Source organism: Actinomadura sp. NEAU-AAG7, from assembly GCF_018603865.1.
GTDB lineage: Bacteria > Actinomycetota > Actinomycetes > Streptosporangiales > Streptosporangiaceae > Spirillospora > Spirillospora litoris.
The window spans coordinates 480,128-506,258 of the sequence record NZ_JAHFZY010000005.1 but is presented as its reverse complement, the minus strand read 5'-3'; the positions used below and the strand labels follow the sequence as shown (position 1 = coordinate 506,258).

At 73.6% G+C, this 26,131-nt stretch carries 23 protein-coding genes; 14 read left to right on the top strand and 9 right to left on the bottom strand.

Features of this window, described 5'->3' with window-relative positions:
• Positions 1–75 precede the first annotated feature (75 nt).
• From KLI87_RS25045 to glgX, 5 genes are all read left to right on the top strand, one after another.
• Entirely contained in the window at positions 76–1,134 is a 1,059-nt protein-coding gene (locus tag KLI87_RS25045; RefSeq protein ID WP_246249460.1) for a PP2C family protein-serine/threonine phosphatase, read from the top strand.
• Positions 1,135–1,333: 199 nt separating this feature from the next.
• Positions 1,334–2,275 (top strand): hypothetical protein, encoded by a 942-nt coding sequence (locus tag KLI87_RS25040; RefSeq protein WP_214618922.1) that lies wholly within the window; start codon positions 1,334–1,336, stop codon positions 2,273–2,275.
• Between the two features lie 151 nt (positions 2,276–2,426).
• Complete coding sequence (locus tag KLI87_RS25035; protein ID WP_156215333.1) at positions 2,427–2,990, top strand: DUF4262 domain-containing protein; 564 nt, start codon at positions 2,427–2,429, stop codon at positions 2,988–2,990.
• Between the two features lie 40 nt (positions 2,991–3,030).
• A complete protein-coding gene (locus KLI87_RS25030) occupies positions 3,031–3,618 on the top strand; it encodes a GNAT family N-acetyltransferase (protein ID WP_214618921.1) in 588 nt (195 codons plus the stop codon).
• Positions 3,619–3,667: 49 nt separating this feature from the next.
• Positions 3,668–5,773 carry a glycogen debranching protein GlgX gene (gene glgX, locus KLI87_RS25025; protein WP_214618920.1) on the top strand — a complete coding sequence of 702 codons (2,106 nt, stop codon included), beginning with the start codon at positions 3,668–3,670 and terminating at the stop codon, positions 5,771–5,773.
• A gap of 6 nt (positions 5,774–5,779) precedes the next feature.
• Here the strand turns inward: glgX and KLI87_RS25020 are convergent, their stop codons facing one another.
• Positions 5,780–6,178: a hypothetical protein gene (locus KLI87_RS25020; RefSeq protein WP_214618919.1), complete on the bottom strand. Its 399-nt coding sequence runs from the start codon at positions 6,176–6,178 to the stop codon at positions 5,780–5,782.
• A gap of 156 nt (positions 6,179–6,334) precedes the next feature.
• On the opposite strand from KLI87_RS25020, the gene KLI87_RS25015 reads away from it, so the two are divergent.
• The gene (locus KLI87_RS25015; protein ID WP_214618918.1) at positions 6,335–7,072 is read left to right on the top strand and encodes a pyrimidine reductase family protein; all 738 of its coding nucleotides are present in this window, start codon (positions 6,335–6,337) and stop codon (positions 7,070–7,072) included.
• On the opposite strand, the gene KLI87_RS25010 is transcribed toward KLI87_RS25015, so the two are convergent.
• Positions 7,054–7,752 (bottom strand): dihydrofolate reductase family protein, encoded by a 699-nt coding sequence (locus tag KLI87_RS25010; RefSeq protein WP_156215330.1) that lies wholly within the window; start codon positions 7,750–7,752, stop codon positions 7,054–7,056. The genes KLI87_RS25015 and KLI87_RS25010 overlap by 19 nt on opposite strands.
• A gap of 77 nt (positions 7,753–7,829) precedes the next feature.
• On the opposite strand from KLI87_RS25010, the gene KLI87_RS25005 reads away from it, so the two are divergent.
• Positions 7,830–8,921 carry an ATP-dependent DNA ligase gene (locus tag KLI87_RS25005; protein ID WP_214618917.1) on the top strand — a complete coding sequence of 364 codons (1,092 nt, stop codon included), beginning with the start codon at positions 7,830–7,832 and terminating at the stop codon, positions 8,919–8,921.
• 60 nt (positions 8,922–8,981) lie between these two features.
• Here the strand turns inward: KLI87_RS25005 and KLI87_RS25000 are convergent, their stop codons facing one another.
• On the bottom strand, positions 8,982–10,667 hold the full coding sequence (locus tag KLI87_RS25000) for an alkaline phosphatase (protein WP_156215328.1): 1,686 nt from the start codon (positions 10,665–10,667) through the stop codon (positions 8,982–8,984).
• 274 nt (positions 10,668–10,941) lie between these two features.
• Between KLI87_RS25000 and KLI87_RS24995 the strand changes: the two genes are divergently transcribed.
• Positions 10,942–13,341: a helicase gene (locus KLI87_RS24995; protein WP_374225473.1), complete on the top strand. Its 2,400-nt coding sequence runs from the start codon at positions 10,942–10,944 to the stop codon at positions 13,339–13,341.
• On the opposite strand, the gene KLI87_RS24990 is transcribed toward KLI87_RS24995, so the two are convergent.
• On the bottom strand, positions 13,332–14,717 hold the full coding sequence (locus KLI87_RS24990) for a sulfatase (RefSeq protein ID WP_250904196.1): 1,386 nt from the start codon (positions 14,715–14,717) through the stop codon (positions 13,332–13,334). The two genes, KLI87_RS24995 and KLI87_RS24990, sit on opposite strands and share 10 nt — an antisense overlap.
• Positions 14,718–15,031: 314 nt before the next feature.
• On the opposite strand from KLI87_RS24990, the gene KLI87_RS24985 reads away from it, so the two are divergent.
• Positions 15,032–16,966, top strand: coding sequence for a Xaa-Pro dipeptidyl-peptidase (locus tag KLI87_RS24985; protein ID WP_214618914.1), 1,935 nt, complete (start codon positions 15,032–15,034; stop codon positions 16,964–16,966).
• A gap of 63 nt (positions 16,967–17,029) precedes the next feature.
• On the opposite strand, the gene KLI87_RS24980 is transcribed toward KLI87_RS24985, so the two are convergent.
• Positions 17,030–18,112, bottom strand: a complete 1,083-nt coding sequence (locus tag KLI87_RS24980; protein WP_156215325.1) for a DNA polymerase domain-containing protein — start codon at positions 18,110–18,112, stop codon at positions 17,030–17,032.
• A gap of 53 nt (positions 18,113–18,165) precedes the next feature.
• Here KLI87_RS24980 and msrB point away from each other — a divergent pair, with 53 nt between their 5' ends.
• Complete coding sequence (gene msrB / locus KLI87_RS24975; protein ID WP_214618913.1) at positions 18,166–18,567, top strand: peptide-methionine (R)-S-oxide reductase MsrB; 402 nt, start codon at positions 18,166–18,168, stop codon at positions 18,565–18,567.
• Between the two features lie 4 nt (positions 18,568–18,571).
• Entirely contained in the window at positions 18,572–19,180 is a 609-nt protein-coding gene (locus KLI87_RS24970; protein WP_284734194.1) for a TIGR04222 domain-containing membrane protein, read from the top strand.
• Between the two features lie 726 nt (positions 19,181–19,906).
• Here the strand turns inward: KLI87_RS24970 and KLI87_RS24965 are convergent.
• From KLI87_RS24965 to hemG, 3 genes are read right to left on the bottom strand one after another with little or no spacing between them, the layout of a single operon-like run.
• Positions 19,907–20,521 carry a hypothetical protein gene (locus KLI87_RS24965; protein WP_156215322.1) on the bottom strand — a complete coding sequence of 205 codons (615 nt, stop codon included), beginning with the start codon at positions 20,519–20,521 and terminating at the stop codon, positions 19,907–19,909.
• Positions 20,522–20,552: 31 nt separating this feature from the next.
• A complete protein-coding gene (gene hemQ, locus KLI87_RS24960) occupies positions 20,553–21,257 on the bottom strand; it encodes a hydrogen peroxide-dependent heme synthase (RefSeq protein ID WP_156215321.1) in 705 nt (234 codons plus the stop codon).
• Positions 21,208–22,683 (bottom strand): protoporphyrinogen oxidase, encoded by a 1,476-nt coding sequence (hemG, locus tag KLI87_RS24955; protein ID WP_214618911.1) that lies wholly within the window; start codon positions 22,681–22,683, stop codon positions 21,208–21,210. The genes hemQ and hemG overlap by 50 nt, the downstream gene beginning before the upstream one ends.
• A 184-nt stretch (positions 22,684–22,867) precedes the next feature.
• Between hemG and KLI87_RS24950 the strand changes: the two genes are divergently transcribed.
• Positions 22,868–23,854: a DUF4349 domain-containing protein gene (locus KLI87_RS24950; protein WP_214618910.1), complete on the top strand. Its 987-nt coding sequence runs from the start codon at positions 22,868–22,870 to the stop codon at positions 23,852–23,854.
• Between the two features lie 28 nt (positions 23,855–23,882).
• On the opposite strand, the gene hemE is transcribed toward KLI87_RS24950, so the two are convergent.
• Complete coding sequence (gene hemE, locus KLI87_RS24945) at positions 23,883–24,851, bottom strand: uroporphyrinogen decarboxylase (protein ID WP_242887070.1); 969 nt, start codon at positions 24,849–24,851, stop codon at positions 23,883–23,885.
• A gap of 346 nt (positions 24,852–25,197) precedes the next feature.
• Here hemE and KLI87_RS24940 point away from each other — a divergent pair, with 346 nt between their 5' ends.
• On the top strand, positions 25,198–25,398 hold the full coding sequence (locus KLI87_RS24940; RefSeq protein ID WP_156215316.1) for a hypothetical protein: 201 nt from the start codon (positions 25,198–25,200) through the stop codon (positions 25,396–25,398).
• Positions 25,399–25,531: 133 nt separating this feature from the next.
• Positions 25,532–26,104 carry a DUF3000 domain-containing protein gene (locus KLI87_RS24935; RefSeq protein WP_156215314.1) on the top strand — a complete coding sequence of 191 codons (573 nt, stop codon included), beginning with the start codon at positions 25,532–25,534 and terminating at the stop codon, positions 26,102–26,104.
• Positions 26,105–26,131 lie beyond the last annotated feature (27 nt).

Sequence of the window (26,131 nt, the reverse complement as noted above, 5' to 3'; positions counted from 1 at the left end):
GCTGCGCGGAGAGCGCCACCCGCGACACTAAGCTGCACGTGAGGGGTGGAAAAGGTCGCGGACGGAGGTGGGCAGTTGGGGAGACGCCATGGTTCCCCGCTGACGATCCTGCCCTTCGCGATGATGGCGCTCGTCGCCGCCGTCGACCTGTCCGCCGGGCCCGGCGTGGGCTACCTGCCGCTGCTGTCGCTCGGCCCCGCGTTCGCGAGCCTGGCCGGGGGCGTGCGGCGGACGGCGTGGGTGGGCCTGTTCGCGATCGCGCTGTGCGCGGGGCTGGCGCGGCACGACGAGATCATCGGCACCCGCGCCGGCGACGCCACCTTCATCTCGGTCGTCGGCGTGACGGCCGCCGGGATGCTCGCCGCCGCCTACCGCGAGCGCAACGAGCGCGAGCTGGCCGACGTGCGGACGATCGCCGAGGTGGCGCAGCGGGTGCTGCTGCGCCCGATGCCGCGCCGGGTGGGGCCCGTCCGCGCGGCGGTCCGCTACCTGTCGGCGTCCGCCCGCGCGAGGATCGGCGGGGACCTGTACGAGGTGGTGATGACCGCCCAGGGCGTGCGGGTGATCGTCGGCGACGTCCAGGGCAAGGGGCTGGACGCGGTGGAGACGGCGGCGGTGGTGCTCGGGGCCTTCCGCGAGGCCGCCTACGACGAGCCGGGGCTGCCCGACGTCGCCGACCGGATCGAGCGGGCGCTGGCCCGGCAGCTCACCAGCGAGCAGTTCGTCACCGGGGTGCTCGCCGAACTCGACCCGGCGGGCCGGCTCACGCTGCTCAACCGCGGCCATCCCCCGCCGCTGCTCATCCGTTCCGGTCGCGCGGTGCAGGCGCTCGACCCGCCGGAGCCGGCCCCGCCGCTCGGCCTGTCGGGGCTCGTCGAGGAGCCCGCCGCGCCGTTCTCGGTGGGCTTCGCGCCCGGCGACCGGGTGCTGTTCTACACCGACGGGGTCGTGGAGGCGCGCAACGACCGGGGCGTGTTCTACCCGCTGGCCGAGCGCGCCGACCTCCTCGTCGGCGCCGATCCCGAGACGGCGCTGGACGCGCTCCAAGCGGATCTGCTCCGGTACGCGGGCAAGCCGCTCGACGACGACGCCGCGATGCTGATGCTGACCACGGAACCGTCCATCACCGCCTGACCGCGGGCGCCCCGGCGGGGGTGAATCCGGCCCGCCCGCACGGCCTTTTCGACGCGTACTGAAAGCGCGCTGAAATTCCGATCATTGACACAACGCGGCGCCCGTCATGATCCTTGGGACCGGCACGACACGCCCCCCGCCACGTGCCACGGCAAGCGCGCGCATGCCGACCGCTCCGCCCCCGCCAAGGAGTAGCCCCATGCCGCGTCGAAGCATGCTCACGTGTGCCGCGCTAGCCACCCTCACGGTGGCTCCGGTGGCCGTCCCCGCCGCCGGAGCCACCGCTCCCGCCGCCGCGATGCCCCCGGGCGAGAAGCCGCCCGCGGCCGCCGCGTCCCCGGCCTCCCCCAGCCCGGACGCGCCCAAGAGCGGGACCGTCACCGAGGCCCGGCCGTTCACCCGCGGCGCCGGGGGCGCGAAGGCCGCCCGCGCCTTCCGCGAACTGCACGGCATGCGGGTGCGGCGCGAGCAGCTCCACCATTTCTGGGGCGTCGAGCCGACCGCCGCGAGCCACGACGGGATGATGGCGACGCAGAGCGTCGACACCTCCTACCGGGTGTCCAACAGCGCCGACTTCACCTACACGCCCACCATCAAGGCCGCCGGGTCCTGCATGGAGGTCACGACCGTCTATTCGCAGGCCGTCGGGAACGAGATCTGGGCGTGGGACTGGTGCGGCGGCAACGGGCCCGCCAAAGAGATCAAGATGGACGCCGCCTTCCTGCAGACCTACACCCAGGTCGTGAACGGCCATCCCGCCTACAACATCCAGCTCGTCAGGACCGGCACGAGCGGGAACGCGTGGTCGGCGTACCTCTACAACTACAAGACGGCCAGTTGGAGCCTGTTCTACAGCAAGTCGGGAACCGACACGAGCCAGCTCACCTACGGCTGGGACATCTTCGAGGTGTACGCCAGCCGCAACGCCTCCACCGGGAACGCCTACTACTGCGCCGAGGCCAAGAACGTCGTCTTCGAGAGCAGTGCCATCCAGCTCCGGCAGAACGGCGCGTGGCGTCCGGCGGGAGCGTCGGACTCCCCCTGGCAGCCCTACACCGACCCGAACCCGCGCGACTACTGGTGCCCGACGCTGAAGTTCGTGCGCGCGGGCGCGAACGACCACTGGATCGTGCGGCAGTAGCGGCGGCCGCGGCGACCCGACCAGCCCTTGTTCACGGATTTGTTAGGAAAGTGTCCTGACCGGCGCGGATACGAGCGGTAGGTGAGGAGGCGGCTACGCACGGGCCCGCCGGGGCGAGCCGGAAGCGCGAATTGATCGTAGGCTGAAGGCCATGCCCGACGGTCGCCCCCCATGCGCGTGCGTGATCTGCCACGACCACGGCGACCGCGACCGGCTCGACAACTTCCGCCTCCGCACGATCGTGCACATCACCCAGTACGGGTGGAGCGTCGTCCTCGTCCACCCGGAGGGGGACGTCCCGGGCTGGGCGTACACGATCGGGCTGTGGCACAGCCACCGCTCCCCCGAGCTGGCGATGTTCGGCGGCGACGTGTACGAGACGGAGGAGACGCTCAACGCCCTCGGCCGGCGCGCCGCCGACGGCGCGGAGCCCTCCAACGGCGAGCGGCGCGACGACGTCGTCCGGGGGCGCCCGGCGGCGTTCCGGGCCGTGGACACCCGCTGGTACGACGCGCTGTTCTCCGGGGCGGTCACGTTCTACCGGCAGCCTCCGCTGCCGTTCCTCCAGGTCGTCTGGCCCAACCCCGAGGGCCTGTACCCCTGGCAGCCGGGGACCGAGCTGGAGTTCCGGCGCGCGCAGCCGTGGCTGTGGCTGGCGCCGTCGCAGCACTCCCCGGGCGTCTGGACCCGCCGGCTGCGCGCCACGGGGCTCTGACCGGCCCGTTCGGGACGCCGTACGCCGTAGGATCGGCCGGGTGTTCGGGCCGATCGCCGAGACCATCAGCACGCCGCGCCTCGTCCTGGAGCCGCTGGCGGTCCACCACGCGGCCGAGATGGCCCCGGTGCTGGACGACCCGCGCCTGCACCGCTACATCGGCGGCGAGCCCCTGACCGGCGAGGAGCTGCGCGCGCGGTACGAGCACCTCGTGGCGGGCCCGGCGCCGTTCCACCAGGAGGGCTGGCTCAACTGGGTCGTGCGCCGCGTCCGGGACGGGCAGGCCGTGGGCTACGTCCAGGCGACCGTGACGCCCGCGCGCCCCGGCTACACCGTGGCGGCCCCGGCGGACGGCTCGACGGTCACGCCGTCGGCCGCGCGCAACGCCGCGTCGGTCGCGTGGGTGATCGGCATGCCCTACCAGGGGTTCGGCTTCGCGACCGAGGCGGCGCGGGCGCTGGTGGGCTGGCTGCTCGCGCACGGCGCCGCCGAGATCGTCGCCTCGATCCATCCGGACAACGCCGCGTCGGCCGCGGTGGCGGCGCGGCTCGGGCTGCGGCCCACCGCCGAGACCGACGAGGACGAGATCGTCTGGCGTCTCCCCTATGGAGTGCCGCCGCGCGGGTAGGGCGGGTACGTCAGAATCGATCGGCGACGCCGAGTGGCGAGGGGGGCGCATGGAAGAGGCCGCGCGGGAGGTATGGCCCGGGGACGCGTATCCGCTGGGCGCCACCTGGGACGGCGCGGGCACGAACTTCGCCCTGTTCTCCGAGGTGGCGGAGCGGGTCGAGCTGTGCCTGTTCGACTCCGAGGGCGCCGAGGTGCGGCGCGACCTGCCCGAGGTGGACGGACTCGTCTGGCACGGGTACCTGCCGGGCGTCGGCCCCGGGCAGCGGTACGGGTACCGGGTGCACGGCCCGTACGAGCCCGGCGAGGGTCACCGCTGCAACCCGGCGAAGCTGCTGCTCGACCCCTACGGCAAGGCCGTGGACGGCGCGCTGCGGTGGCACGAGTCGCTGTTCTCCTACCGCTTCGCCGAGCCGGCGGCGCTCAACGAGGACGACAGCGCCCCCTACATGCCGAAGAACGTGGTGGTCAACCCGTTCTTCGACTGGGGCGACGACCGGCCGCCGCGCACCCCCTACCACGAGAGCGTCATCTACGAGGCGCACGTCAAGGGCCTGACCAAGCTGCATCCGGAGATCCCGGAGGACCTGCGCGGCACCTACGCGGGCCTCGCGCACCCGGTGATGATCGAGCATCTGCTCGGCCTCGGCGTGACGGCGGTCGAGCTGATGCCGGTGCACCAGTCGGTGCCCGAGCACGCGCTGGTGGCGCGGGGCCTCGGCAACTACTGGGGCTACAACACGATCGGGTTCCTGGCGCCGCACAACGGCTACGCCTCGGCCGGCAGCGGCGGGGAGCAGGTGGCGGAGTTCAAGGCGATGGTCCGCGCGCTGCACGCGGCGGGCATCGAGGTGATCCTGGACGTCGTCTACAACCACACCGCCGAGGGCGACCACCTCGGCCCGACGCTGTCGTTCCGGGGCATCGACAACGCCTCCTACTACCGGCTGCGCGACGACGACCGCCGCTACCACCTCGACTACACCGGCTGCGGCAACTCGCTGCACGTCCGCAACCCGCACGCGCTCCAGCTCATCATGGACTCGCTGCGGTACTGGATCCTGGAGATGCACGTGGACGGGTTCCGCTTCGACCTGGCCTCGGCGCTGGCGCGGGAGCTGCACGACGTGGACCGGCTGTCGACGTTCTTCGACCTCGTCCAGCAGGACCCGGTCGTCTCGCAGGTCAAGCTGATCGCCGAGCCGTGGGACGTGGGCGAGGGCGGCTACCAGGTCGGCAACTTCCCGCCGCTGTGGACGGAGTGGAACGGCCAGTACCGCGACACCGTCCGCGACTTCTGGCGCGGCTCGTACGCGACGATGCCGGAGTTCGCGTCCCGGCTGACCGGCTCGTCGGACCTGTACGAGCACAGCGCGCGGCGGCCGTTCGCGTCCATCAACTTCGTGACCTGCCACGACGGGTTCACGCTCGCCGACCTCGTCGGCTACGACCACAAGCACAACGAGGCCAACGGCGAGGACAACCGGGACGGCACCGACGACAACCGGTCGTGGAACTGCGGCGCCGAGGGCCCCACCCGCGACCCGGCCGTGCTGGAGCTGCGGGCGCGGCAGCGCCGCAACCTCCTCGCGACGCTGTTCCTGTCGCAGGGCGTGCCGATGCTCTCGCACGGCGACGAGATGCGCCGCACGCAGCAGGGCAACAACAACGCCTACTGCCAGGACAACGAGATCTCCTGGGTGCACTGGGACGATCCCGGCGACATGGAGTTCGTGCGGACGCTCTCGCTGCTGCGCCGCGACCACCCGGTGTTCCGTCGGCGCCGGTTCTTCACCGGGACCGGCACCGGCGCCGCCGCCGACATCGCCTGGCTGACCCCGGCGGGCGAGGAGATGACCGAGCACGACTGGCAGGCCGGGTTCGCCAAGTCGCTCGGCGTGTTCCTCAACGGCGACGCGATCACCGAGCCCGACCCGCACGGGCGCCGCGTCCGCGACGACTCCTTCCTGCTGCTGGTCAACGCGGGTCCGGACGCGGTCGGGTTCACCGTGCCCGGCGGCGAGTACGGCGAGCGCTGGGAGTTCGTCCTGGACACGGCCGAGCCGGACGCGGCGGGCGAGCGCCCGAGCGTCAAGGCGCGCGACGACCTGCGCGTCCCCGGCCGCTCGCTGCTCGTCCTGCGCCGCCTCGGCTGAACCCGCTCACCTGGCCTGGACGATGACGGTGAGGAACACGAGGACGACGGTCACGGCGGCGACCGCCCCGTGCACGGCGACGGCGGTGGCCGGGAACGCCTGCTCGGCGCCCCGCGCGTGCCGCCCGCCGCGTCCGACGAGCCAGCGGGTGAACAGCATGAAGCCCTGGAAGGCGACGACGAGCAGCGCGGCGAACGCCCCCCAGGCGTACCAGGCGGTGCCGGTGAACAGGTAGGCGATCCAGGCGGCGAGCCCGGCCACGGCGGCCAGGGGGTGCCCCACGACGACCAGGATCGGGAACCGGGTGACCTTCGTCGACCGGCCGCCGTTCGCCATCCAGACGACCAGCAGGTAGCCGCCCACCGCCGCGGCGAGGACCCACGCGGTGAGCGCAGCGAACTCCACGTCCGCTCCCTTCGGTGCGGTTCTCGTTCCCCGTGGCCCGAGGTCCCAGTGTGACGCGGCGGGCACACCTCCATGACTGATTCGTACAGATTGCCGCACACTGCGTCACGCGGCCCGTCAGGGAGATGACGGCCCGGGCGGTAACTTGTGTCCTCTATGGACACCTTGGAGACCTTGCGAACGCTGTCGCCGCTGCCGGGCCCGGTCGACCTCGCCGAGCGCTACGCCCCGCCCGAACGGGGCCGCCACCTGAGGGCCAACATGGTGGCCGGGCTGGACGGCGCCGCGCAGCGCGCCGGGCTCAGCGGCGGCCTCGGCAACGCCGCCGACCGGTTCCTGTTCTCGCTGCTGCGCGGGCTCGCGGACGTGGTGATCGTCGGCGCCGGGACCGTGCGGGCCGAGGGCTACGGCCCGGTCCGTCCGGGCGAGGGCTGGGGCGGCCTGCGCGAGGGAAGGTCCGCCGTGCCGCCGCTGGCGGTCATCTCCCGCACGCTCGACCTGGACTTCGACGCGCCCGTGTTCACCGAGGCGGTGGAGCCGACGATCGTGCTGGCGCCCGCCGGCGCGCCCGCCGAGCGGCTGCGGGCGGCCCGCGAGCGCGCCGAGGTGATCACGGCCGGGGAGGCCACGCTCGACTTCGCCGCCGCGCTCGCGGCGCTGGAGGCGCGCGGGCACCGCCGGATGCTGTGCGAGGGCGGGCCCTCGGTCCTCGCGGGGTTCGTCGCGGCGGGGCTGCTCGACGAGCTGTGCCTCACGCTGAGCCCGCTGCTGCTGGCCGGCGCCGCGACGCGGATCCTGAACGGCCCGCCGCTGCCCGTCCCGGAGGAGTTGAGCCTGGCGCACGCGCTCCAGGACGAGGACTTCCTCTTCCTCCGCTACACCCGCACCAGGTAGCGGACGAACAGGACGCCCTCGTCCAGGTAGAGGGCGGCGGGTTCGAGCGGGACCTCCGCGTCCAGGCCGCCGAGGAGGCGGGTGTGGCGGGGCCCGCCGAGGAGGGTGGGGGCGAGGTTCAGGCATAGTTCGTCCACGAGTGAGGCGCGGAGCAGGGCGGTGGCGAGGGCGGGGCCGCCCTCGCAGAGCAACCGCTCGTGGCCGAGGTCCTCGCGCAGCGCGCGGACCGCGGCGGGCAGGTCGACCTCGTCCTCCCCCGCCGCGACGGCCGTGACGCCGGACGGGACGCGGGCCCGCGCGCGCTCCGTCGTCACCACGACCGTCGGGGTCTCGGCCTCGGTGAACAGGGGAAGCGACCAGTCCAGGTCCAGGGAGCGGCTCACCACGACGATGGGGGCGGGCGGGCCGCCCCGGCGCGCGCGCAGGTCGGGACGGAGGCGCGCCGGGCCGAGCCGTCCGGTCCGGACGGTTCCGGCGCCGACGAGGATCGCGTCCGCGAGGGCGCGCAGCGTCCGGAACACGCGGAAGTCGGCCTCGCCGCCGAGGCCGTCAGTCCAGCCCTCGGCGTCGGTGACCGAGCCGTCCGCGCTCATGACCATGCCGAGCCGCAGGCCGGGGGGCTCGCCGTAGGCGTCGTAGGGATCGACGCCGGCGGCGGGCTCGGGGTGCAGGCGGCGCATGCGCGCCAGCGTAGCCAATGACCGTTTCCGGCCCCCCGGCCTGCCCCTTTGTCGGTGGCAGGGCGCAAGATGGGGGCATGGACCTGCCGATCAGTCCGCCGCTGTCGCCGATGCTGGCCAAGGCGGTCAAGACGATGCCCCAGGGCGACCTGCTGTACGAGCCCAAGTGGGACGGTTTCCGCTGCGTCGTCTTCCGCGACGGCGACGAGGTGGAGCTGTCCAGCCGCGGTGAGAAGCCGCTGACCCGCTACTTCCCCGAGCTGGTGGAGGCGGTGAGGCGGGAGCTGCCCGAGCGGTGCGTGGTCGACGGCGAGATCGTCCTGCGCAAGGGCACCCGCCTCGACTTCGACGGCCTCCAGCAGCGCATCCACCCGGCGGCGTCCCGGATCAAGCTGCTCTCGGAGGAGACGCCCGCCTCGTTCGTGGCCTTCGACCTGCTCGCGGTCGGCGACGAGTCGCTGATGGAGGTGCCGCTGGGCGAGCGGCGGCGGCGCCTCGTGGAGACCCTGGCGGGGGTGGGGGCGCCGGTGTTCGTGACGCCCGCGTCCGACTCCTACGAGCTGGCGCTGCGCTGGTTCGAGGAGTTCGAGGGCGCCGGGCTGGACGGCGTGATCGCCAAGCCGCGCGACGTCCCGTACGCGCCCGACAAGCGGGTCCTGTTCAAGGTCAAGCACGAGCGCACCGCCGACTGCGTGGTCGCGGGCTTCCGCTGGCACAAGTCGGGGCCGATCGTCGGCTCGCTGCTGCTCGGCCTGTTCAACGCCGAGGGCAACCTCCAGCACGTGGGGGTCGCGGCCTCGTTCACGATGAAGCGCCGCGCCGAGCTGGTCGAGGAGCTGAAGCCCTACCGGATGGAGGACCTCGACGGCCATCCGTGGGCGGGCTGGGCGCGGCAGACCGAGGCGACCGCCGACCGGATGCCGGGCGCGATCTCCCGCTGGACGGGCAAGAAGGACCTGGCCTGGGTGGCGCTGCGTCCCGAGCTGGTCGTCGAGGTCGCCTACGAGGCGATGGAGGGCGACCGGTTCCGGCACACCGCGCGGTTCCGCAACTGGCGTCCCGACCGGACGCCCGGGTCGTGCACCTACGAGCAGTTGGAGGTGCCGGTCGCCTACGACCTCGACGACATCCTCAGCGGCTCGGCGAAGAAGCCGCGCGCCGACCGCTGAGCCGCGGCGGCCGGGCCGCCCCCGGCTGAGGGAGGCGGCCCGGCCGCGCGCGGCCGGGGGTCAGGGCTGGGTCTCGTTGCGGATCGTCTGGTCGATGACCGCCTGGTCGGACCCGGCCGACGCCTTCGCGGCGGCGTAGGGGCGCAGGTAGGTCTGCTTCGGGCCGGGGACGCGGTCCTCGATGACGAAGGTGGCCTTGGTCGAGATCTCGGCGCCGGGCGTCCGCACGGTCGGGAGGGTCTTGAAGTCGGCCTTCATCTCCTCCTTGCCGATCCGGGTCATGACGTAGCCGCGCTGGTTGTTGTAGAAGCGCAGGTGCTTGTTGATCTTGAGGTAGGGGTGGTCGGCGGGGTTGGAGTCCTTGCCGTCGCCGGTGCTGGTGATCGAGGTGCACACCAGCTCGGAGCCGACGGTCGCCGAGCCCGGGTCGTCGTAGTTCGCCTTGAGCTCGCTCGCCCAGTGCGCGTGGACGTCGCCGGTGAGCACGACGGCGTTGCGGACCTTCGCGTCCACCCAGCCCTTGGTGATGCGGTCACGGGAGGCGACGTAGCCGTCCCAGGCGTCCTGCGAGGTCTTCTTCAGCGGCCCGGCGTCGCTGTCGCGCTGGGCGAAGAAGACCTGCTGGCCGATGACGTCCCAGCGGGCCTCGGAGCGGCGGAACCCGTCGATCAGCCACTTCTCCTGCTGCTCCCCGGTGATGGAGCGCTTCGGGTCGTTCGCGGCGTCGCAGACCTTGTTGCCGTCGCCGCACGCCTGGTCGTCGCGGAACTGGCGGGTGTCGAGCATGTGGAAGTTGGCGAGCTTGCCCCACTGGACCCGCCGGTAGATCTGGATGTCCGGCCCCCTCGGGACCGACCGGCGGCGCAGCGGCATGTTCTCGTAGTACGCCTGGAACGCGGCGGCGCGGCGCTTGGCGAAGTCGGCGGGGTCGGGCGTGTCGGAGCCCTCCTCGGGGACGTCGTCGGCCCAGTTGTTCTCGACCTCGTGGTCGTCGAACACGACGAGCCAGGGCGCGGCCTCGTGCGCGGCCTGGAGGTCGAGGTCGGACTTGTACTGGGCGTGCCGCAGCCGGTAGTCGGCGAGCGTGACGGTCTCGGGGCCCTCGTGGTCGCGGACGTTGCCGCCCGGGATGGTGTAGACGCCCTTCTTGTACTCGTACTGGTAGTCGCCGAGGTGGAGGATCAGGTCGGGGTGCTCCTCGGCGAGCCGCCGGTAGGCGGTGAACCAGCCGTGCTCGAACTGGGAGCACGAGACGAAGCCCATCGCGAGGGCCGGGCCGAAGGAGTCGGCGCGGGGCGCGGTGCGGGTCCGGCCGACCGGCGAGACGTGGGTGCCGGTGCGGAACCGGTACCAGTAGTCGCGGCCGGGGCGCAGGTCGTTCAGCTCGACGTGGACCGAGTGCGCGGCCTCGGGGCTCGCGACGGCGGTGCCGCGCCGGTCGACGCGGCGGAACCGGTCGTCGGAGGACACCTCCCACTGGACGGGGACGGGCCGCGCGGGCATGCCGCCGAGGCCGTCCTCGGCGTGCGGGTCGACGGCGAGGCGCGTCCAGAGGACGAAACCGCGCGGGTCGGGGTCGCCGGAGGCGACGCCGAGCGTGAACGGGTCGCCGGCGAGGGCGCGCGACCGGAGCGTGGCGGCGTGGGCGGTCCCGGGGACGCCGCCCGCCGCGGTGGCGGTGCCGACGGCGAGGCCGCCGACGACGAGGAAGGATCTCCGGTTGAGCTGGGGCGCGGAGTCGGCCATGTGAAACGCGACCTTTCGGACGTCTGGCAGTAAACGCCGGAAAGCCTCGTGAAGGCCGGTGACCGGGAGACGCCGCGCGGGTGACGGCCGCCACAACAGGAAAGATCGGTTCGGCGGCGGACCGGCGGCGGACCGGCCGCGGATCAGCGCCGGATCGGCGGCGGAGAGGTGGTCCTTCGGAACACGCACGAAGGACGGGATTCGGATGATAAGGTGGCGGCTTACGAACTGCGCACACCAAACTCCATCCTATGAACAGGAGTGTAGCCGAGGCATGGGACTCCGTCAACCGGATGCTGTCAAGCCCGAACGTCGAGAACCTCGGGACGAGGTGCGCGAGGCGGCCCTGCGCGCGGAGCAGGAGCATGTGTCCCGCGTGTACGAGCGGCTCGACGCCGAGCGCGCCCGGGCCGAGGACGCGCTGCGCAGGGGCCCGGCCGCGGGGGGCGGGAGCGCGTTCCAGGCACGGCTGGAGAGCGCCGTCGCCACCGACGAGGCGGCCCGGCGGCTGGCCAGGCTGAGCGGCGTCGAGCAGGGGCTGTGCTTCGGCCGCATCGACCACCGCTCCGACGCCGACGGCCCCGGCGACACCTTCTACGTCGGCCGGATCGGGCTGCGCGACGGCGACCACGAGCCGATGCTGATCGACTGGCGGGCCGAGGCGGCGCGCCCGTTCTACACGGCCACGCCGGGCGCGCCCGGCACCCTCGCGCGGCGCCGCCACCTGCACCTGCGGCAGCGGGAGGTCGTCCGGCTGGACGACGAGGTCTTCGACCTGGAGGGGCTGGCGGAGTCCGAGCGCGGCGGGATCGTCGGCGAGGCGGCGCTGCTGGCGACGCTGCGGCGCGGCCGGACGGGCCGGATGAGCGACGTGGTCGCCACGATCCAGGAGGAGCAGGACCAGGTCATCCGCTCGGCGCTGCAGGGCGTGCTGGTCGTCCAGGGCGGGCCGGGCACGGGCAAGACGGTCGCGGCGCTGCACCGCGCCGCCTACCTGCTCTACACGCACCGGGACGTGCTGGAGCGGCGCGGCGTCCTCGTGGTGGGCCCGAACGCGACGTTCCTGCGCTACATCGAGCAGGTGCTCCCGGGCCTCGGCGAGACCGACGTGGCGCTGGCCACGGTCGGCGAGCTGTACCCGGGGCTGCGGGCGACCGCGTCCGACTCCCCCGCCGTCGCGGTCGTGAAGGGCGGCCTCGCGATGGCGGGCCTGGTCGAGGCGGCCGTGCTGGACCGCCAGCGCGTCCCGTCCGGGGGGCTGAGCGTCGAGTCGGACGGCCTGACCCTGCACGTCGAGGAGGTGGCGTGCGCGATGGCCCGCGACCGGGCCCGCGCGCTGCGGCTGCCGCACAACCTCCAGCGGCGGCGGTTCGTCCACGACCTGCTGGAGGCGCTCGCGGTGAACCGCGCCGAGCAGTTCGAGAAGATCATGGACGAGCCGCTGGAGGAGATCATCCGCGCGGGCCAGGTCCCCGGCTGGCTCCAGGAGCTGCTCGACGAGGCCGAGGACGCGCCGCTGCTGGACGAGGCCGACCTCCGCCTGGCCAAGGAGGGCCTCTGGCACGAGCCGCTCGTCCGCGCGGCGATCGAGGCGCTGTGGCCGGAGCTGACCCCGCAGGAGCTGCTCACCGACCTGTTCGCCGACCCCGACGCCCTCGCGCGCCTCGGCGCGGAGGTCCCGGACGTCGCGCTGCTGCACCGTCCGCCCGGGTCGCCGTGGACGACGTCCGACGTCCCGCTGCTGGACGAGGCCGCCGAGCTGCTCGGCTCCGACGACGCGCCCGCGCGGGCCCGGCGCCGGGCGGCGGCCAGGCGGCGCGAGGCGGACGAGCTGTACGCCCGCGAGGTGATCGAGTCGACCGGCGCCGAGACCGTGGACGCGGCGCTGCTCGCCGAGCGCCACCACGACGAGGGGCCGGCGCTGACCACGGCCCAGCGCGCCGCCGCCGACCGCGAGTGGGCCTACGGGCACGTGATCGTCGACGAGGCGCAGGAGCTGTCGGAGATGGCCTGGCGGGCGGTGATGCGCCGCGTCCCGACCCGGTCCCTGACCGTCGTCGGCGACATCGCGCAGACCGGCAGCGCGGCGGGCGCCGCGTCCTGGGGGCAGATGCTCGACCGCTACGTCCCGGGGCGCTGGCGCGAGCAGCGGCTGATGGTCAACTACCGTACCCCGGCCGCGATCATGGAGGTGGCGCAGGACGTGCTGGCCGCCGTCGCGCCGGGCGAGGTGCCCCCGGTGCCCGTCCGCGACGACGGCGCCCCGCCGCGCGCCGTCGAGGCGGGGGTGGCGGAGCTCCCGGCCCTGGTCGGCGCCGAGCTGGCCGAGGTCGCCACCGGCCCGTCGGCGGGCGGCGGCGTCGCGGAGGGGCGGCTCGCGGTGATCTCCTCGGCGGCGCGGCACCCCGGCGTCCTCGCCGCGCTGCCGGACGCGGCCGTGGGCGCCACGCCCGAGGCCCTCGACTCCCCCGTCGTCGTGCTGACCGCCGGGGAGGCCAAGGGCCTGGAGTTCGACTCGGTCATCGTCGTGGACCCCGCCGGGATCCTCGGCGAGTCGCCGAAGGGCGGGCAGGACCTCTACGTGGCGCTGACCCGGGCGACGCGCCGCATGACGGTCGTCCACGACGGCGACCTGCCCGAGATGCTGGGCAGGCTGGCGGAGGGTCAGGAGTAGGGCAGCAGCCCCTTGTCGATCTCCTCCCAGCGCGACTTCAGCGCGGTGAACACCTCCGGGCGGCGGTGCGCCAGGTCGGCCTGCTCCCGGGGGTCGGCGGCGAGGTCGTAGAGGGCGCCCGGGGCGGACGGGGTCGCGCGCAGGTACTTCCAGCGGCCCCGGCGCAGCGCCCGCGCCGTCCGGGTGCGCCAGAACAGGTCGTGCCCGGGGGCGCGCTCGCCGCGCAGCAGGTGCCCGGCGAGGCTCAGGCCGTCCAGCGGGTGGGACGCGGCGGGCCGCACCCCGGTGACCTCCAGGATCGTCGCCGTCCAGTCCTGGGTGATCACGGGGACGCCGCTGACCTGGCGGGGGCGGATCCGGGCGGGCCAGCGCAGGATGTTCGGCACCCGGATGCCGCCCTCGTTGAGCCCGGCCTTGGCGCCGCTGAGCGGCCACTGGTAGGACCAGCGCTCCCCGCCGTTGTCGCTGGAGAACAGCACGAGCGTGTCACGTTCCTGGCCGGTCTCGCGCAGCGCCGCCAGGACGCGGCCGACGCCCGCGTCCATCGCCTCGACCATCCGGCGGTAGGTGTCGAGGGAGCCGCCGTCGTCGTGCCAGAGCGCCCGGGAGTCGCCCGCCCTGATCCGCGCGGTGATCTCCGCGCTCACCGCCCGGTCGCCCGGCCCCTCCCAGGGCCAGTGCGGGGCGGTGAAGTTGAGGTTCAGCAGCCACGGCCCGCCGCGCGCCTCGCGGACGAACGCGGCGGCGCGGTCGGCGATCGTCTCGGTGTAGTAGCCGAGCGACTCGGTGGGGACCTCGCCCTCGTACAGGTCGCGGCCGTCGGCGGTCATCTTGGAGTAGTAGTCGACGGCGCCCGACAGGTTGCCGAAGAAGGTGTCCCAGCCCGACTTGAGGGGGCTGTACCAGGGCAGGAAGCCGCAGTGCCACTTGCCGAACATCGCGGTGGCGTACCCGGCGCCCTTGAGCAGGGACGCGAGCGTCGGATGGCCCGGCGGGATGCCGTGCAGCTCGTCCGGGCGGGCGATCGGCTCCTCCAGTCCGCCGCGCAGCCGTCCGGGGTAGCGGCCGGTGTAGAGGCCGAAGCGGGTCGGTGAGCAGACGGCGGCGGCCGAGTAGGCGTCGGTGAACCGGACGCCCTGCCGCGCGAGCCCGTCCAGGTGCGGGGTGCGGATGGCGGGCGAGCCGTAGCAGCCCAGATCGGCCCAGCCGAGATCGTCGCCGAGGATGACCAGAATGTTGGGCCGCTTGGCGGGCCGCGCCCCGGTGTCGGCGCGGAACGGCCGCTCGTCCGCGTGGGCCGTCCCGGTCGCGAGGGGCCCCGTGGCTGCTGCGACGGCCATGGCGCCCATCGCCGCGGTGGCGCCCCGCCTGCTCATGCTCGCTCCGGATGCTTCATCGTGCTCGGGCATGAGCAACCCACTTTCCCTACCGATTTAGTAAAACAAACCGAAATAGTAGGGAATGTCGATCGTCGGCGCAACGCTGCGAGACGAGGCGGCGGCCGGACGGTGAGGGAGGACACGGACGCGCCGCCCGCAAGGGCAGGTTCTGCCCAAAACCGGTGCAAGATCGCCGAACCGCAAACCTTTACCTCGCGCGCCGAGGCGAGGAGCGTGTGCGCGAACGGAACCACCATCAGCTTCGGAGGTGCGGATTGCCCAGGCGATCCCAGAGACGGACCCGACGGAGCATGACCGTCGCCGTACTCACCGGCGCGGCACTCGTCGGCGCGGGCGGCGCGACGGCCGTCGCGCAGGCGTCCCCCCACATCGTGGTCGAGGGCGGCGTGACCCAGCCGGTCTTCTCCTACAAGGACGCGATCCGCGAGCACGTGTACGTCGAGTCGAGCGTGGACAGCGACCGCGACGGCAAGCTCGACCGGGTCAACGTCGACATCATCCGGCCGAAGGAGACCGAGAGCGGTCTCAAGGTGCCGGTGATCATGGATGAGAGCCCGTACTACGACAACCTCGGGCGCGGGAACGAGAGCGAGCGCAAGACCTACGACGCGAACGGGAACCCGCTGAAGTTCCCGCTGTTCTACGACAACTACTTCGTCCCGCGCGGCTACGCCTTCCTCGCGGTGGACATGGTCGGCACGACCCGCTCGGACGGCTGCCCGGTCAGCGGCGGACCGTCCGACGTGCTCGGCGGCAAGGCCGTCGTCGACTGGCTCAACGGCCGGGCCAGGGCCTACAAGCCGGACGGCACGCCCGCGCAGGCCACCTGGACCACCGGCCGCACCGGCATGATCGGCAAGTCCTACGACGGCACGCTCGCCAACGGCGTCGCCTCCACCGGCGTGGAGGGCCTGGAGACGATCGTCCCGATCGCCGCGATCAGCAGCTGGTACAACTACAGCCGCATGAACGGCGTGAAGTACTGGACCGACGAGCAGCCGGGCCTCGCCGACACCGTCGACACCGACCCGCCCGCCAAGTGCGCCGCCGTCAACGCGGCCCTCGACAAGGGCGAGGACGACGCGACCGGCAACTACAACGCGTACTGGAAGGACGCCGACTACCGGCACGGGTCGGTCGGCCGCCTCGGCAACGTCCGCGCGAGCATCTTCGCCTACCACGGCGTCAACGACCTGAACGTCAAGGACGACCACTTCGCCGAGTGGTGGAAGGGCCTCGCCCAGCGCGGCGTCCGCCGCAAGGTGTGGCTGTCGCAGACCGGGCACGTCGACCCGTTCGACATCCGCCGCGACCTGTGGGTCACGACGCTGCACAAGTGGTTCGACCACGAGCTGCAGAAGATCCCGAACGACGTCCTGGACGAGCCGCGCGCCGACATCCAGGTCGGCCCGGACACGTGGGTCACCCAGGACGACTGGCCCGCGCCCGACGCCAGGACCGTGACGCTGCGTCCCGGCGAGAACGGCTCGCTCGGCCTGTGGCACGCGCCCAAGGGCGCGACCGCGACCTACACCGACGCCGCCGGCTCCCGCAACCAGGGGTACCGCGAGTCGGAGCTGGTGACCGACCCGACGACCGGCAAGCCGTTCCGGCTCGCCTACGTCACGGGCGCGCTGCCCGAGACGACGCGGCTGTCGGGCACGCCCGACGCCCGGCTGCGGATCAAGCTGGACAAGCCGACCTCGAACATCACCGCGCTGCTCGTCGACTACGGCGACGACACCCGCGTCGACTACCTCGGCCCGGGGTCGGGCATCCAGACGCTGACCACCGAGGACTGCCACGGCGAGGCCACCCCGTCCGACGACGCCTGCTACAAGCAGACGAAGATCAGGACGGTGGCCTCCCCGGTGAACGTCGTCGCGCGCGGCTGGCTGGACGCCCAGAACCGCTCGTCGCTGAGCGACCCGTCACCGCTGACGCCCGGCCAGTACTACGACGTCCGCTGGGACACCCTCAGCCAGGAGTACCTGCTGAAGAAGGGCCACCGGCTGGGGCTCGTCCTCGCCGGGACGGACGCCGACTACAACACCGAGACGCCCACCGGCGCCCAGGTGACGGTGGACCTGGCGGCCAGCTCGATCCGCTTCCCCGTCGTCGCCGCCGAGGGCGGCGCGGAGGCACGGCTCGCCCCGCTGCCCGCCACCCCGTGGCGGGGCCCGGCGGAGGTGTCGCTGCCGGTCCAGGAGCGCAGGTTCTCCTGATCCCCGAGTGACCGGAGTGACCGGCGAGGGCCGCCGCCCCCTTCCGAGGGGGCGGCGGCTCTTTCACGCGCGGTCGGTGTCCTTGCTGGGCTGGACGCGCTTGGGCTCCCCCGGCATCTTCGGGTAGTTCGGCGGATACGGCATGTCGCCGAGGCCGTGGTCGCGCTCGTCGCGGTCGGCCAGCTCCAGCAGGCCGTCCAGCGAGAACGCCTTGTCGTCGATCGCGGCGTGCAGGTCGCCGACCCGCGCGAACCGGCCCGGCATGGTCGCGATCGTGAAGTCGTGCGGGTCGGCGTCGGCCAGCTCGTCCCAGGTGAGCGGGGCGGAGACCGCCGCGTAGGGGACCGGGCGGACGCTGTAGGCCGAGGCGATCGTGCGGTCGCGGGCGTTCTGGTTGAAGTCGACGAACACCTGCTCGCCGCGCTCCTCCTTCCACCAGCGGGTGGTGACCTCGTCCGGGACGCGGCGCTCCACCTCCCGCCCGAACGCCAGCGCCGCCCTGCGGACCTCGGTGAACGTCCAGCGCGGCTCGATCCGGACGTAGATGTGCACCCCGCCCTTGCCGGAGGTCTTCACGAAGCCGGTGAGGCCCAGCTCGTCCAGCAGGTCGCGGGCCGGGCCGAGCGCCACGCGGACCGCGTCGGAGAAGTCGGTGCCGGGCTGCGGGTCGAGGTCGATGCGCAGCTCGTCGGGATGGTCGACGTCGCCGTCCCGGACGGGCCAGGGGTGGAAGGTCAGCGTGCCGAGGTTGGCCGCCCAGGCGATCACCGCGACCTCGGTCGGCCGGACCTCGTCGGCCGAGCGGCCGCTCGGGAACTCGATCCGGGACGTGCGGACCCAGTCGGGCGCGCCCTTGGGCACGCGCTTCTGGTAGAACGCGTCGGACTTGCCCGCGCCCATGCCCGCCTGGCCGCGGGCGTAGTCCTCCCGGGTCGCCATCCTGGCGCCCTCGAAGACCCCGGCGGGCCAGCGCTCCAGCGTCGTCGGGCGGTCGCGGGTGGCGCGCAGGATGCCCTCGCCCACGGCGAGGTAGTACTCCACGAGCTGCCGCTTGGTGTAGCCGGGCTCAGGAAAGTAGACCTTGTCGGGGTTGGACACCTTGACGAGTCGATCCCCGACCGGGATCTCGATGTACGGCGAGGCCATAACCAGCACGTTAACCCACGGGCCCGACACTCTCGCCGGGTACGGTCGACGGTATGGAGAAGATCCGTAAAAGCGAGGAAGAGTGGCGGGCGCAGCTGAACCCGGAGGAGTTCCGGGTACTGCGCCGGGCGGGCACCGAGCGCCCCTTCACCGGGGAGTACACCGACACCAAGACCGTCGGCGTCTACCGCTGCCGGGCCTGCGGCACCGAGCTGTTCCGCTCGGAGACCAAGTTCGACAGCCACTGCGGCTGGCCGTCGTTCTACGCCCCGTCCGACTCAGACGCGGTCGTGCTGATCGAGGACCGCTCGATGGGCATGCTCCGCACCGAGGTCAGGTGCGCGACCTGCGACTCCCACCTCGGCCACGTCTTCCACGGCGAGGGCTACGGCACCCCGACCGACGACCGCTACTGCATCAACAGCGTCAGCCTCAACCTGGAGCCCGCCGAATAGGGCCCTGAGCGCAACCATCGGCCCGCGCGGCGCGTCCGAGAGAACGGGCGGCACGGCGGGCGGAGGGTCGATGGGCGAGTTGAACACCTACGAGATCGCGTTCCTGTGCGGCGGCCCCCGGCGGGTCGCCCAGACCGCGCTCCTCGCGCTGGTCGAGGGCCGCCGCGTCCGGGTCTCCCGGGCGCACCGCGTGGAGGCCGTCCGGGCGAGGCCGGACGCCCCCGCACAGGCCGCGCCGGACGACCCCCTTCAGGCCGCGCTCCTGGAGCGCGTTCCCGGCACCGGAACGATGCTGGGCCCACTCCTCGCCGCGGTGGCCGAGACTCCCGAACTGCAAGAGATCGCGGCCGCACTGCGCGAGCGCGGACTCCTGCGCGGGGCGTCCCGCCCCACGCGCAAGGGCAAGGCGGCGCGGCGCGTTCTCGCGGAATCACCGGTCACGACCGACCTCGCCCGCCTCGCGGCGCTCGGCCCGGGGGCCGTCGAGGACGCCAGAATGCGCGAGATCCTCGGCACCGACGACCCGAAACCGATCAAACTCCCCCGAACCAAGCACCGCAGCAACAACCTGGAAGCCAGCAACCTCCCCGACTCCCAGTACAACAGCTTCTGAGCACCCCCGCCCGCACCCTCCCCAACCGGAATCCCGCACCCCGCCCCCGGCCAAGCCCCGGCCCCTGCGTGCAAGCGCGAGCGACACCTCACAACGGGCACTCGCACCTGAACCTCACGGGCACGGGACAACGGACACAGCACTCACGGGCGAGACCTCAGGGCCTGAACCTCACGGACACGGGACCCGCGAGCACGGGACCCGCAGGCGGGCACTCACGCCCTGACCCTCGCCCGCGGACACGGCACCCACGGACACGGCACTCACGGGCGGGAACCTCGCGGCCTGAACCTCACGGACACGGGACCCGCGAGCACGGGACCCGCAGGCGGGCACTCACGCCCTGACCCTCGCCCGCGGACACGGCACCCACGGACACGGCACTCACGGGCGAGACCTCGCGGCCTGAACCTCACGGACACGGGACCCGCGAGCACGGGACCCGCAGGCGGGCACTCACGCCCTGACCCTCGCCCGCGGACACGGCACCCACGGACACGGCACTCACGGGCGAGACCTCGCGGCCTGAACCTCACGGACACGGGACCCGCGAGCACGGGACCCGCAGGCGGGCACTCACGCCCTGAACCTCGCCCGCGGACACGGCACCCACGGACACGGCACTCACGGGCGGGAACCTCGCGGCCTGAACCTCATGGGTACGGGACTCGCGGGGCGGGCCGGGTTTGGAGGTGGGGGGTGCTGGGCGGAGGGTTGGAGGTGGGGTCAGCGGGTTTCGGGGACCTCGCAGTCGTCCTTGTCGCTCTGCTTGTTCGCCAGGACGACGCTGCCGTTGTCGCTGCTCTTGCCGTGGACGAAGACGCGGGGCTCGTCGTCGCCGCCGTCCTTGAGGAACTGGGTCGTCCACTCGCAGAGGGAGAGCGCGGGTTTGGAGTTCTCGTCGCTCTCCCCCAGGTCCGTGTAGACGCGGAGGAAGTCGCCGCTGCGGCGGACGTCGGTGACGTGCCGGGCGATCTTCTTCTCCGGGTCCCTGCTCTCGAAGTAGGGGACGGCCTCGGGGACCTCGTCGGGGTCCTCGACCGACTCGGGCCGTACCCCGGCCGTCGCGGGCGCGGGGCGGCCGGTGTGCGCGGCCACCTCGGCGCGGGGCGCCTCGGCGCCGCCGCCCGGCAGGCCCGGCACCGCCCCGAACACCACCAGCCCGGTCGCCAGCGCGAGGGTCGCGGCGCCCGCCCCGGCGACCGACGCCCGGCGCCGCCGCGACCCGCCCGGCGACCCTCCGGCCAGCCGCCTCCAGCGGATCGACAGCGCGGACGGGGGCTTGGCGTGCCGGCCCCGGGAGTGCTGGGCCGGGTTCTGCTTGGCGGGAGAGTCGGTCACGGGGCGCACTTTACCGAGGGTTTGCCACTGACTAGGGCAGGTTGGCGACGAGTTCGCTGACCGCCTTGCGGCGCCCGGTGTAGAAGGGCACCTCCTCGCGGGTGTGCAGCCGTGCGCGCGCGCCCCGCAGGTGGCGCATCAGGTCGACGATGCGGTGCAGCTCGTCGGCCTCGAACGCCAGCATCCACTCGTAGTCGCCGAGCGCGAACGAGGAGACGGTGTTGGCGCGGACGTCGGGATAGGAGCGCGCCATCTTGCCGTGCTCGGCGAGCATCGCGCGGCGCTCCTCGTCCGGCAGCAGGTACCACTCGTAGGACCGGACGAACGGGTACACGCACGCGTACGCGCGCGGCTCCTCGTCGGCCAGGAACGCCGGGATGTGGCTCTTGTTGAACTCCGCCGGGCGGTGCAGCGCCATCTGCGACCACACGGGCTCGCTCGCGCGGCCCACCGCCGTCCGGCGGAAGCGGGTGTAGACGTCCTGGAGGTCCTCGGCCGTGGGAGCGTGCCACCAGAACATGTAGTCGGCGTCGGCCCGCAGCCCGGCGACGTCGTAGGCGCCGCGCGTGGTGACGTCCTTCTCGGCGACCTGGTCGAGGAGGTCCTGGACCTCCGCCGCGTCCCGCTCGGCGACCGCGCCGGGGGTCGCGACCCGGAAGACCGACCACATCGTGTAGCGGATCACGTCATTGAGCTCGCGTGCCTTCGGCCTGCCCGCCGCTTCCGTCGCTGCCATCGTCTGCTCCTCTTGGACTGCGCACATGTTCGAGTATTCGCACCGCCGCCGCGCGCGCCGACGCGACGCACGCGGGGACGCCCAGACCGTCGTAGGCCGCGCCCGCGACGGCCAGCCCGGGCTCGCCGGCGACGGCGGCGCGGATCCTCGCGACGCGTCCGGCGTGGCCCACGTTGTACTGCGGGAGGCCGCCGCCCCAGCGGGTCACCCGCGTCTCGGCGGGCGGGCCGCCCACCCCGCACGTCTCCGCCAGCTCCGCCGTCGCGGCGGCGACCAGCTCCTCGTCCGCCCTTTGCAGGGTATGTTCCTCGCCGAACCGGCCGATCGAGCAGCGCACCGCGATCAGGCCGGGGTCGTGCGCGCGCAGGTGCGGCCACTTCACCGAGCTGAACGTGACGGCCTTGACCTCGTGCGCGCTCTCCACGGCCGGGACGAGGTAGCCGCTGCCCTTCGGCAGCCTCGGGAACGCCGCCGCCGGGTAGACGAGCGTGACGATCGCCATGCTCGCGTACTCGATCTGCGCCAGCTCGGCCGCGGCGGCGGGCACCTGCGCGCGCAGCAGCCGGGACGCGGGCGCCGCCGGGACGGCGATCACCACGGCGTCGGCGTCGAGGTACTCGGGGTCGCGGGCCGGGCCGAGCGTGAGCCGCCAGCCGTCCTCGCGGCGGCGCAGCTCGCGGACCATGGCATCGGTCCTGATCGTGCCGCCGGCGGCGGCGAGGTCGGCCGCGACCGCGCCCGGGAGCGTGCCGAGGCCGCCGGGCAGCGTCGCGAAGACCGGGCCCTCCTCCTTCGGCGCGGCGTTCCGCACGCCGTGGACGGCGGAGATCAGCGACCGGCGCCCGCGCGCGGCGGCGGCGAGCGCGGGCAGCGTCGCCTCGAACGAGAGCAGCTCGGCGCGCCCGGCGTACACGCCGCCCAGCAGCGGCTCGACGAGCCGGTCGACGACCTCGCGGCCGAGGCGGGCCCCGACCAGGCCCGCGACCGACACGTCCGCGTCGTGCGGCGTGCCGGGCAGGACGAGGTCGAGCGGCACGCGGGCCAGCCCCGCCGGGGACAGCACCTGCGAGGCCGCGAGCGCCCGCAGGTCGGACGGCACGCCCATCACCTGCCCGGACGGGATCGGGCGCAGCGCGCCCCGGCTCAGGATCGCCGAGGACGTGGTGCCCGGGTTCACCAGCTCGCCGCCCCGGCCGAGCTCGCGGACCAGCTCCAGGCCCTCGGGGCGGCGCACCAGCATCGCCTCGGCGCCCTCGTCCACGGGCAGCCCCGCGATCTCGCTGACCTGGAGCTTCCCGCCGGTCTGCGGCGAGCCCTCCAGGACGGTCACCCGCACGCCGGCGCGGGCCAGCTCGCGCGCGGCGGTGAGGCCCGCGATGCCGCCCCCGACGACGACGGCTTGGGTGGCGGCAGGCGAGGAGGTCATGGCTCCCAGCCTCCCAGACGTCCCGCGGAATCGCGCATCGGGGCGTGCGCTGTGGATAACCCGTCGCCGGTGTCCGTGACCGGCGCGTGCCCGCTTCGTGCCCTGATCGCGACCGGGCCGCCGGAACGGTGACGTGGGACACGGCCGTCCAAGCGCAATGCGGATCGTCGGAAGCATCAGGCAGGTGACGTGCGCGCTGCTCGTCCTCCTGCTCGCCGCGGCGCTGGGCGCGTGCGCGAGCGGGTCGGACGAGTCGTCCTCCAGCGGGGACTCGGCGGGCGGCGGGCGCGACTCCTCCGCCGCCCGGCGCGGCGCCGCGCCGCAGGCCGGGGCCACCGGGTCGGCGGCCGGGGCGCCGCAGGACGGCGGCGGCCGCACCGACGCGAAGGTACCGCTACCCGCCGCGCGCTCCGTCGTCTACACCGCGACGCTGCGGATCAGGGCGGACGACGTGGACGCCGCCGCGGCCAAGGCCAAGCAGCGGGCCGTCGCGGCGGGCGGCTACATCGAGCGCGAGCAGGGGTCGAGCGGCCCGCCGTCCTCGACGCTGCGGCTGAAGATCCCCGCCGACCAGTACGCCGGGGTGCTCGCCCGGCTCTCGGTCGACCTCGGCACGAAGGTGTCGCTGAACCAGCAGGCGGAGGACGTCACGGGCGAGGTCGCCGACGTCGACAGCCGGGTCCGCTCGGCGCGGGCCGCGCTGGCCTCCTTCCGCAAGCTCCTCGACAAGGCGAGGACGGTCGGCGAGGTCGTCGACATCGAGCGGGAGATCGCGAGCCGCGAGGCCGACCTGGAGTCGCTCCAGGCGCGCCAGAAGTCGCTCCAGGACAGCACCCGCTACGCGACCCTGACCGTCGAGCTGGAGGCGAAGGGCGGGGCCGTCGCCGCCGAGCCCGACGACGACGGGGGCGGTTTCACCGGCGGCCTGCGCCACGGCTGGGACGCCTTCACCGCGTTCGTCGGCGGCGTCGCGACCGCGCTGGGCTGGCTGCTGCCGTTCCTGGTGACGGCCGCGGTGATCGGGCTGCCCGCGCTGGCCGTCCGGCGGAGGCTGCGTGCCCGGCGCCCGGCCGCACCCGCCGCCGAGCCGGAATCGGAGATGGCGATGGCGGGCGCTCCGGCCGAGGCGCCGCGGGACCTCCCGCCGCACGCCCCGCCGCCGCCCCGCTGACCGCCCCGTACCGACCACCCCGTACCGACTACTCCGTGCTCGCCTCGTGGACGAGGTCCGCGAGGCGGGCCAGCACGTCCGGATCGGTGGAAGGGAGGACGCCGTGCCCCAGATTGAATACATGGCCCTCGGCGGTGCGGCCGCGGGCGAGCACGTCGCGCGCCCGGCGCTCCACGGTCTCCCACGGCGCGAACAGGATCGAGGGGTCGAGGTTGCCCTGCAGCGCCTTGCCCGGCTCGACGCGGCGGACGGCCTCGTCCAGCGGGACGCGCCAGTCGACGCCGACGACGTCCGCGCCCGCCTCGCCCATCAGCCCGAGCAGCTCGCCCGTCCCGACGCCGAAGTGGATGCGCGGGACGCCGAGCCCAGCCACCTCGGCGAAGATCCGGCTCGTGTGCGGCAGCACCGACTCGCGGTAGTCCTGCGGCGAGACCGCGCCCACCCACGAGTCGAACACCTGCACGGCGCTCGCCCCGGCCGCGACCTGCACCTTCAAGAACGCGATCGTCAGGTCGGCGAGCCGGCCCATGAGCGCGTCCCACAGCCGCGGCGCGCCGTACATCATCGCCTTGGTGCGGTCGTGGTTCTTGGACGGGCCGCCCTCGACCAGGTAGGAGGCGAGCGTGAACGGGCCGCCCGCGAAGCCGATCAGCGGCGTCGCGCCCAGCTCGCCCGCCAGCCCCCGCACCGCCTCGGTGACGTAGGAGACGTCGTCCGGTTCGAGCGGACGCACCGCGCCGAGCCCCGCCTCGTCCCGGATCGGGTCGGCGATCACCGGGCCGACCCCGGGCTTGATGTCGAGGTCGACGCCGATCGCCTTCAGCGGCACCATGATGTCGCTGAAGAAGATCGCCGCGTCCACCGCGTAGCGGCGCACCGGCTGGAGCGTGATCTCGACGATCATGTCGGGGCGGGTGCAGGACTCCAGCATCGGGACGCCCTCGCGCAGCCGCAGGTACTCCGGCAGCGACCGCCCGGCCTGCCGCATGAACCACACCGGCGTGTGCGGCACCGGCTCGCGCCGGCACGCCCGCAGGAAGAGGCTGTCGCGCAGGGCCGGGGCCTGCGCGTTCTGGGAGGGGTCGTCGGGACCAGCAACGTCAAGGGCCACCACCCGATGGTCCCACGGATCGCTGAAGCGGCCGCACCGACCCGGCGGAGTCCCCGGCGGAGTCCCCGGCGGAGGGCGCCTCCCGAAACACCGGGGAACGCGCAACAAGCGAACGAAGTTCCGGACACGCCGAGCGAAGTCCCGCATTCTGTCACCGGCTCATGCGAACGTGATCCGTGTCATAGCCGAGGGAGGTTCCCCCTTGTACTGCTCCACCTGCGGTGATGAACGTATGTTCGAGCAGCCGCCCTGCCCCGACGGGCACGGCGAGGAGTGTCCGGAGCGGGCCTGCACCGAGTGCGGCACGGCCATGCTCGTCGGCGCCGTCGCGGCGCCCGGCCCGTCCCCCTCGATCGACCACGCCCAACCGGCCCGAGACCGGTCGGCTCACACCCGCCCGTCCCGTGCCGGCTCCACGCGGGCCGTCGCCTGACCGGCCCGGCCCCCGAAACGAAACCATCTGTGCTGTGCCTGTCTCTCCCCCGCATCCTCCCGTCGCGCGCGGCGGCACCCCGTCCCACCGTCACCGATCCGAGTCCCACCCCCCGCCCCAGGCCGGTCCGACCATGAACCCACCTGCCTTCCAGCGGGCCCTCGACACTCTGCGCGGCATCCTCGACGGGCCGGGCGTCCGGCCCGAGCTCGAACTGGAGGACATGCCCGCCCCGCGGAACCTGGCCCCCTACGCCGCCGCGCTGTCGGGCAGCGTCTACCGCGACGACGACACCGAGATCGCGATGGGGCGGCTGATCGTCCTGTACGACCCCGACGGCGCGCGGGAGAAGGACTGGGCGAACGGCTTCCGCGTCGTCGCCTACATCCGCGCCGACCTGGAGCCCGAGATCGCCGCCGACGAGCTGATCGGCTCGGTCGCGTGGAGCTGGCTGCTGGAGGCGCTGGAGCCCGCCGGGTACGCGGGCGTCTCCGGGACGATCACCCGCGCGGTGTCGGAGAGCTTCGGCGACAAGGCCGACGAGCCCTCCACCACCGAGCTGGAGCTGCGCGCGTCCTGGTCCCCCACCGGCGACGACCTGGCGGGGCACGTGGCGGCGTGGTGCGAGGTGATGTGCACGACGGCGGGCCTGCCGCCCGCCGGAGTCGCGTCCCTGCCCGACCGTCCCGGCGGCACCGGCCGCTGAGAGACGTACGGTAGGGGGCGTGGGAAG

Bases quoted from the DNA above. Each gene is read 5' to 3' on its own strand.
- KLI87_RS24935 (WP_156215314.1), top strand. From the start codon at position 25,532: ATGAACCCACCTGCCTTCCAGCGGGCCCTCGACACTCTGCGCGGCATC.
- KLI87_RS24995 (WP_374225473.1), top strand. From the start codon at position 10,942: ATGGGACTCCGTCAACCGGATGCTGTCAAGCCCGAACGTCGAGAACCT.
- msrB (WP_214618913.1), top strand. From the start codon at position 18,166: ATGGAGAAGATCCGTAAAAGCGAGGAAGAGTGGCGGGCGCAGCTGAAC.
- KLI87_RS24980 (WP_156215325.1), bottom strand. From the start codon at position 18,112: ATGGCCTCGCCGTACATCGAGATCCCGGTCGGGGATCGACTCGTCAAG.
- KLI87_RS24990 (WP_250904196.1), bottom strand. From the start codon at position 14,717: ATGAGCAGGCGGGGCGCCACCGCGGCGATGGGCGCCATGGCCGTCGCA.
- KLI87_RS24940 (WP_156215316.1), top strand. From the start codon at position 25,198: ATGTTCGAGCAGCCGCCCTGCCCCGACGGGCACGGCGAGGAGTGTCCG.
- hemG (WP_214618911.1), bottom strand. From the start codon at position 22,683: ATGACCTCCTCGCCTGCCGCCACCCAAGCCGTCGTCGTCGGGGGCGGC.
- KLI87_RS25015 (WP_214618918.1), top strand. From the start codon at position 6,335: ATGGACACCTTGGAGACCTTGCGAACGCTGTCGCCGCTGCCGGGCCCG.
- KLI87_RS25040 (WP_214618922.1), top strand. From the start codon at position 1,334: ATGCCGCGTCGAAGCATGCTCACGTGTGCCGCGCTAGCCACCCTCACG.
- KLI87_RS25005 (WP_214618917.1), top strand. From the start codon at position 7,830: ATGGACCTGCCGATCAGTCCGCCGCTGTCGCCGATGCTGGCCAAGGCG.
- KLI87_RS25010 (WP_156215330.1), bottom strand. From the start codon at position 7,752: ATGCGCCGCCTGCACCCCGAGCCCGCCGCCGGCGTCGATCCCTACGAC.
- glgX (WP_214618920.1), top strand. From the start codon at position 3,668: ATGGAAGAGGCCGCGCGGGAGGTATGGCCCGGGGACGCGTATCCGCTG.
- hemQ (WP_156215321.1), bottom strand. From the start codon at position 21,257: ATGGCAGCGACGGAAGCGGCGGGCAGGCCGAAGGCACGCGAGCTCAAT.
- KLI87_RS25035 (WP_156215333.1), top strand. From the start codon at position 2,427: ATGCCCGACGGTCGCCCCCCATGCGCGTGCGTGATCTGCCACGACCAC.
- KLI87_RS25000 (WP_156215328.1), bottom strand. From the start codon at position 10,667: ATGGCCGACTCCGCGCCCCAGCTCAACCGGAGATCCTTCCTCGTCGTC.
- KLI87_RS24985 (WP_214618914.1), top strand. From the start codon at position 15,032: ATGACCGTCGCCGTACTCACCGGCGCGGCACTCGTCGGCGCGGGCGGC.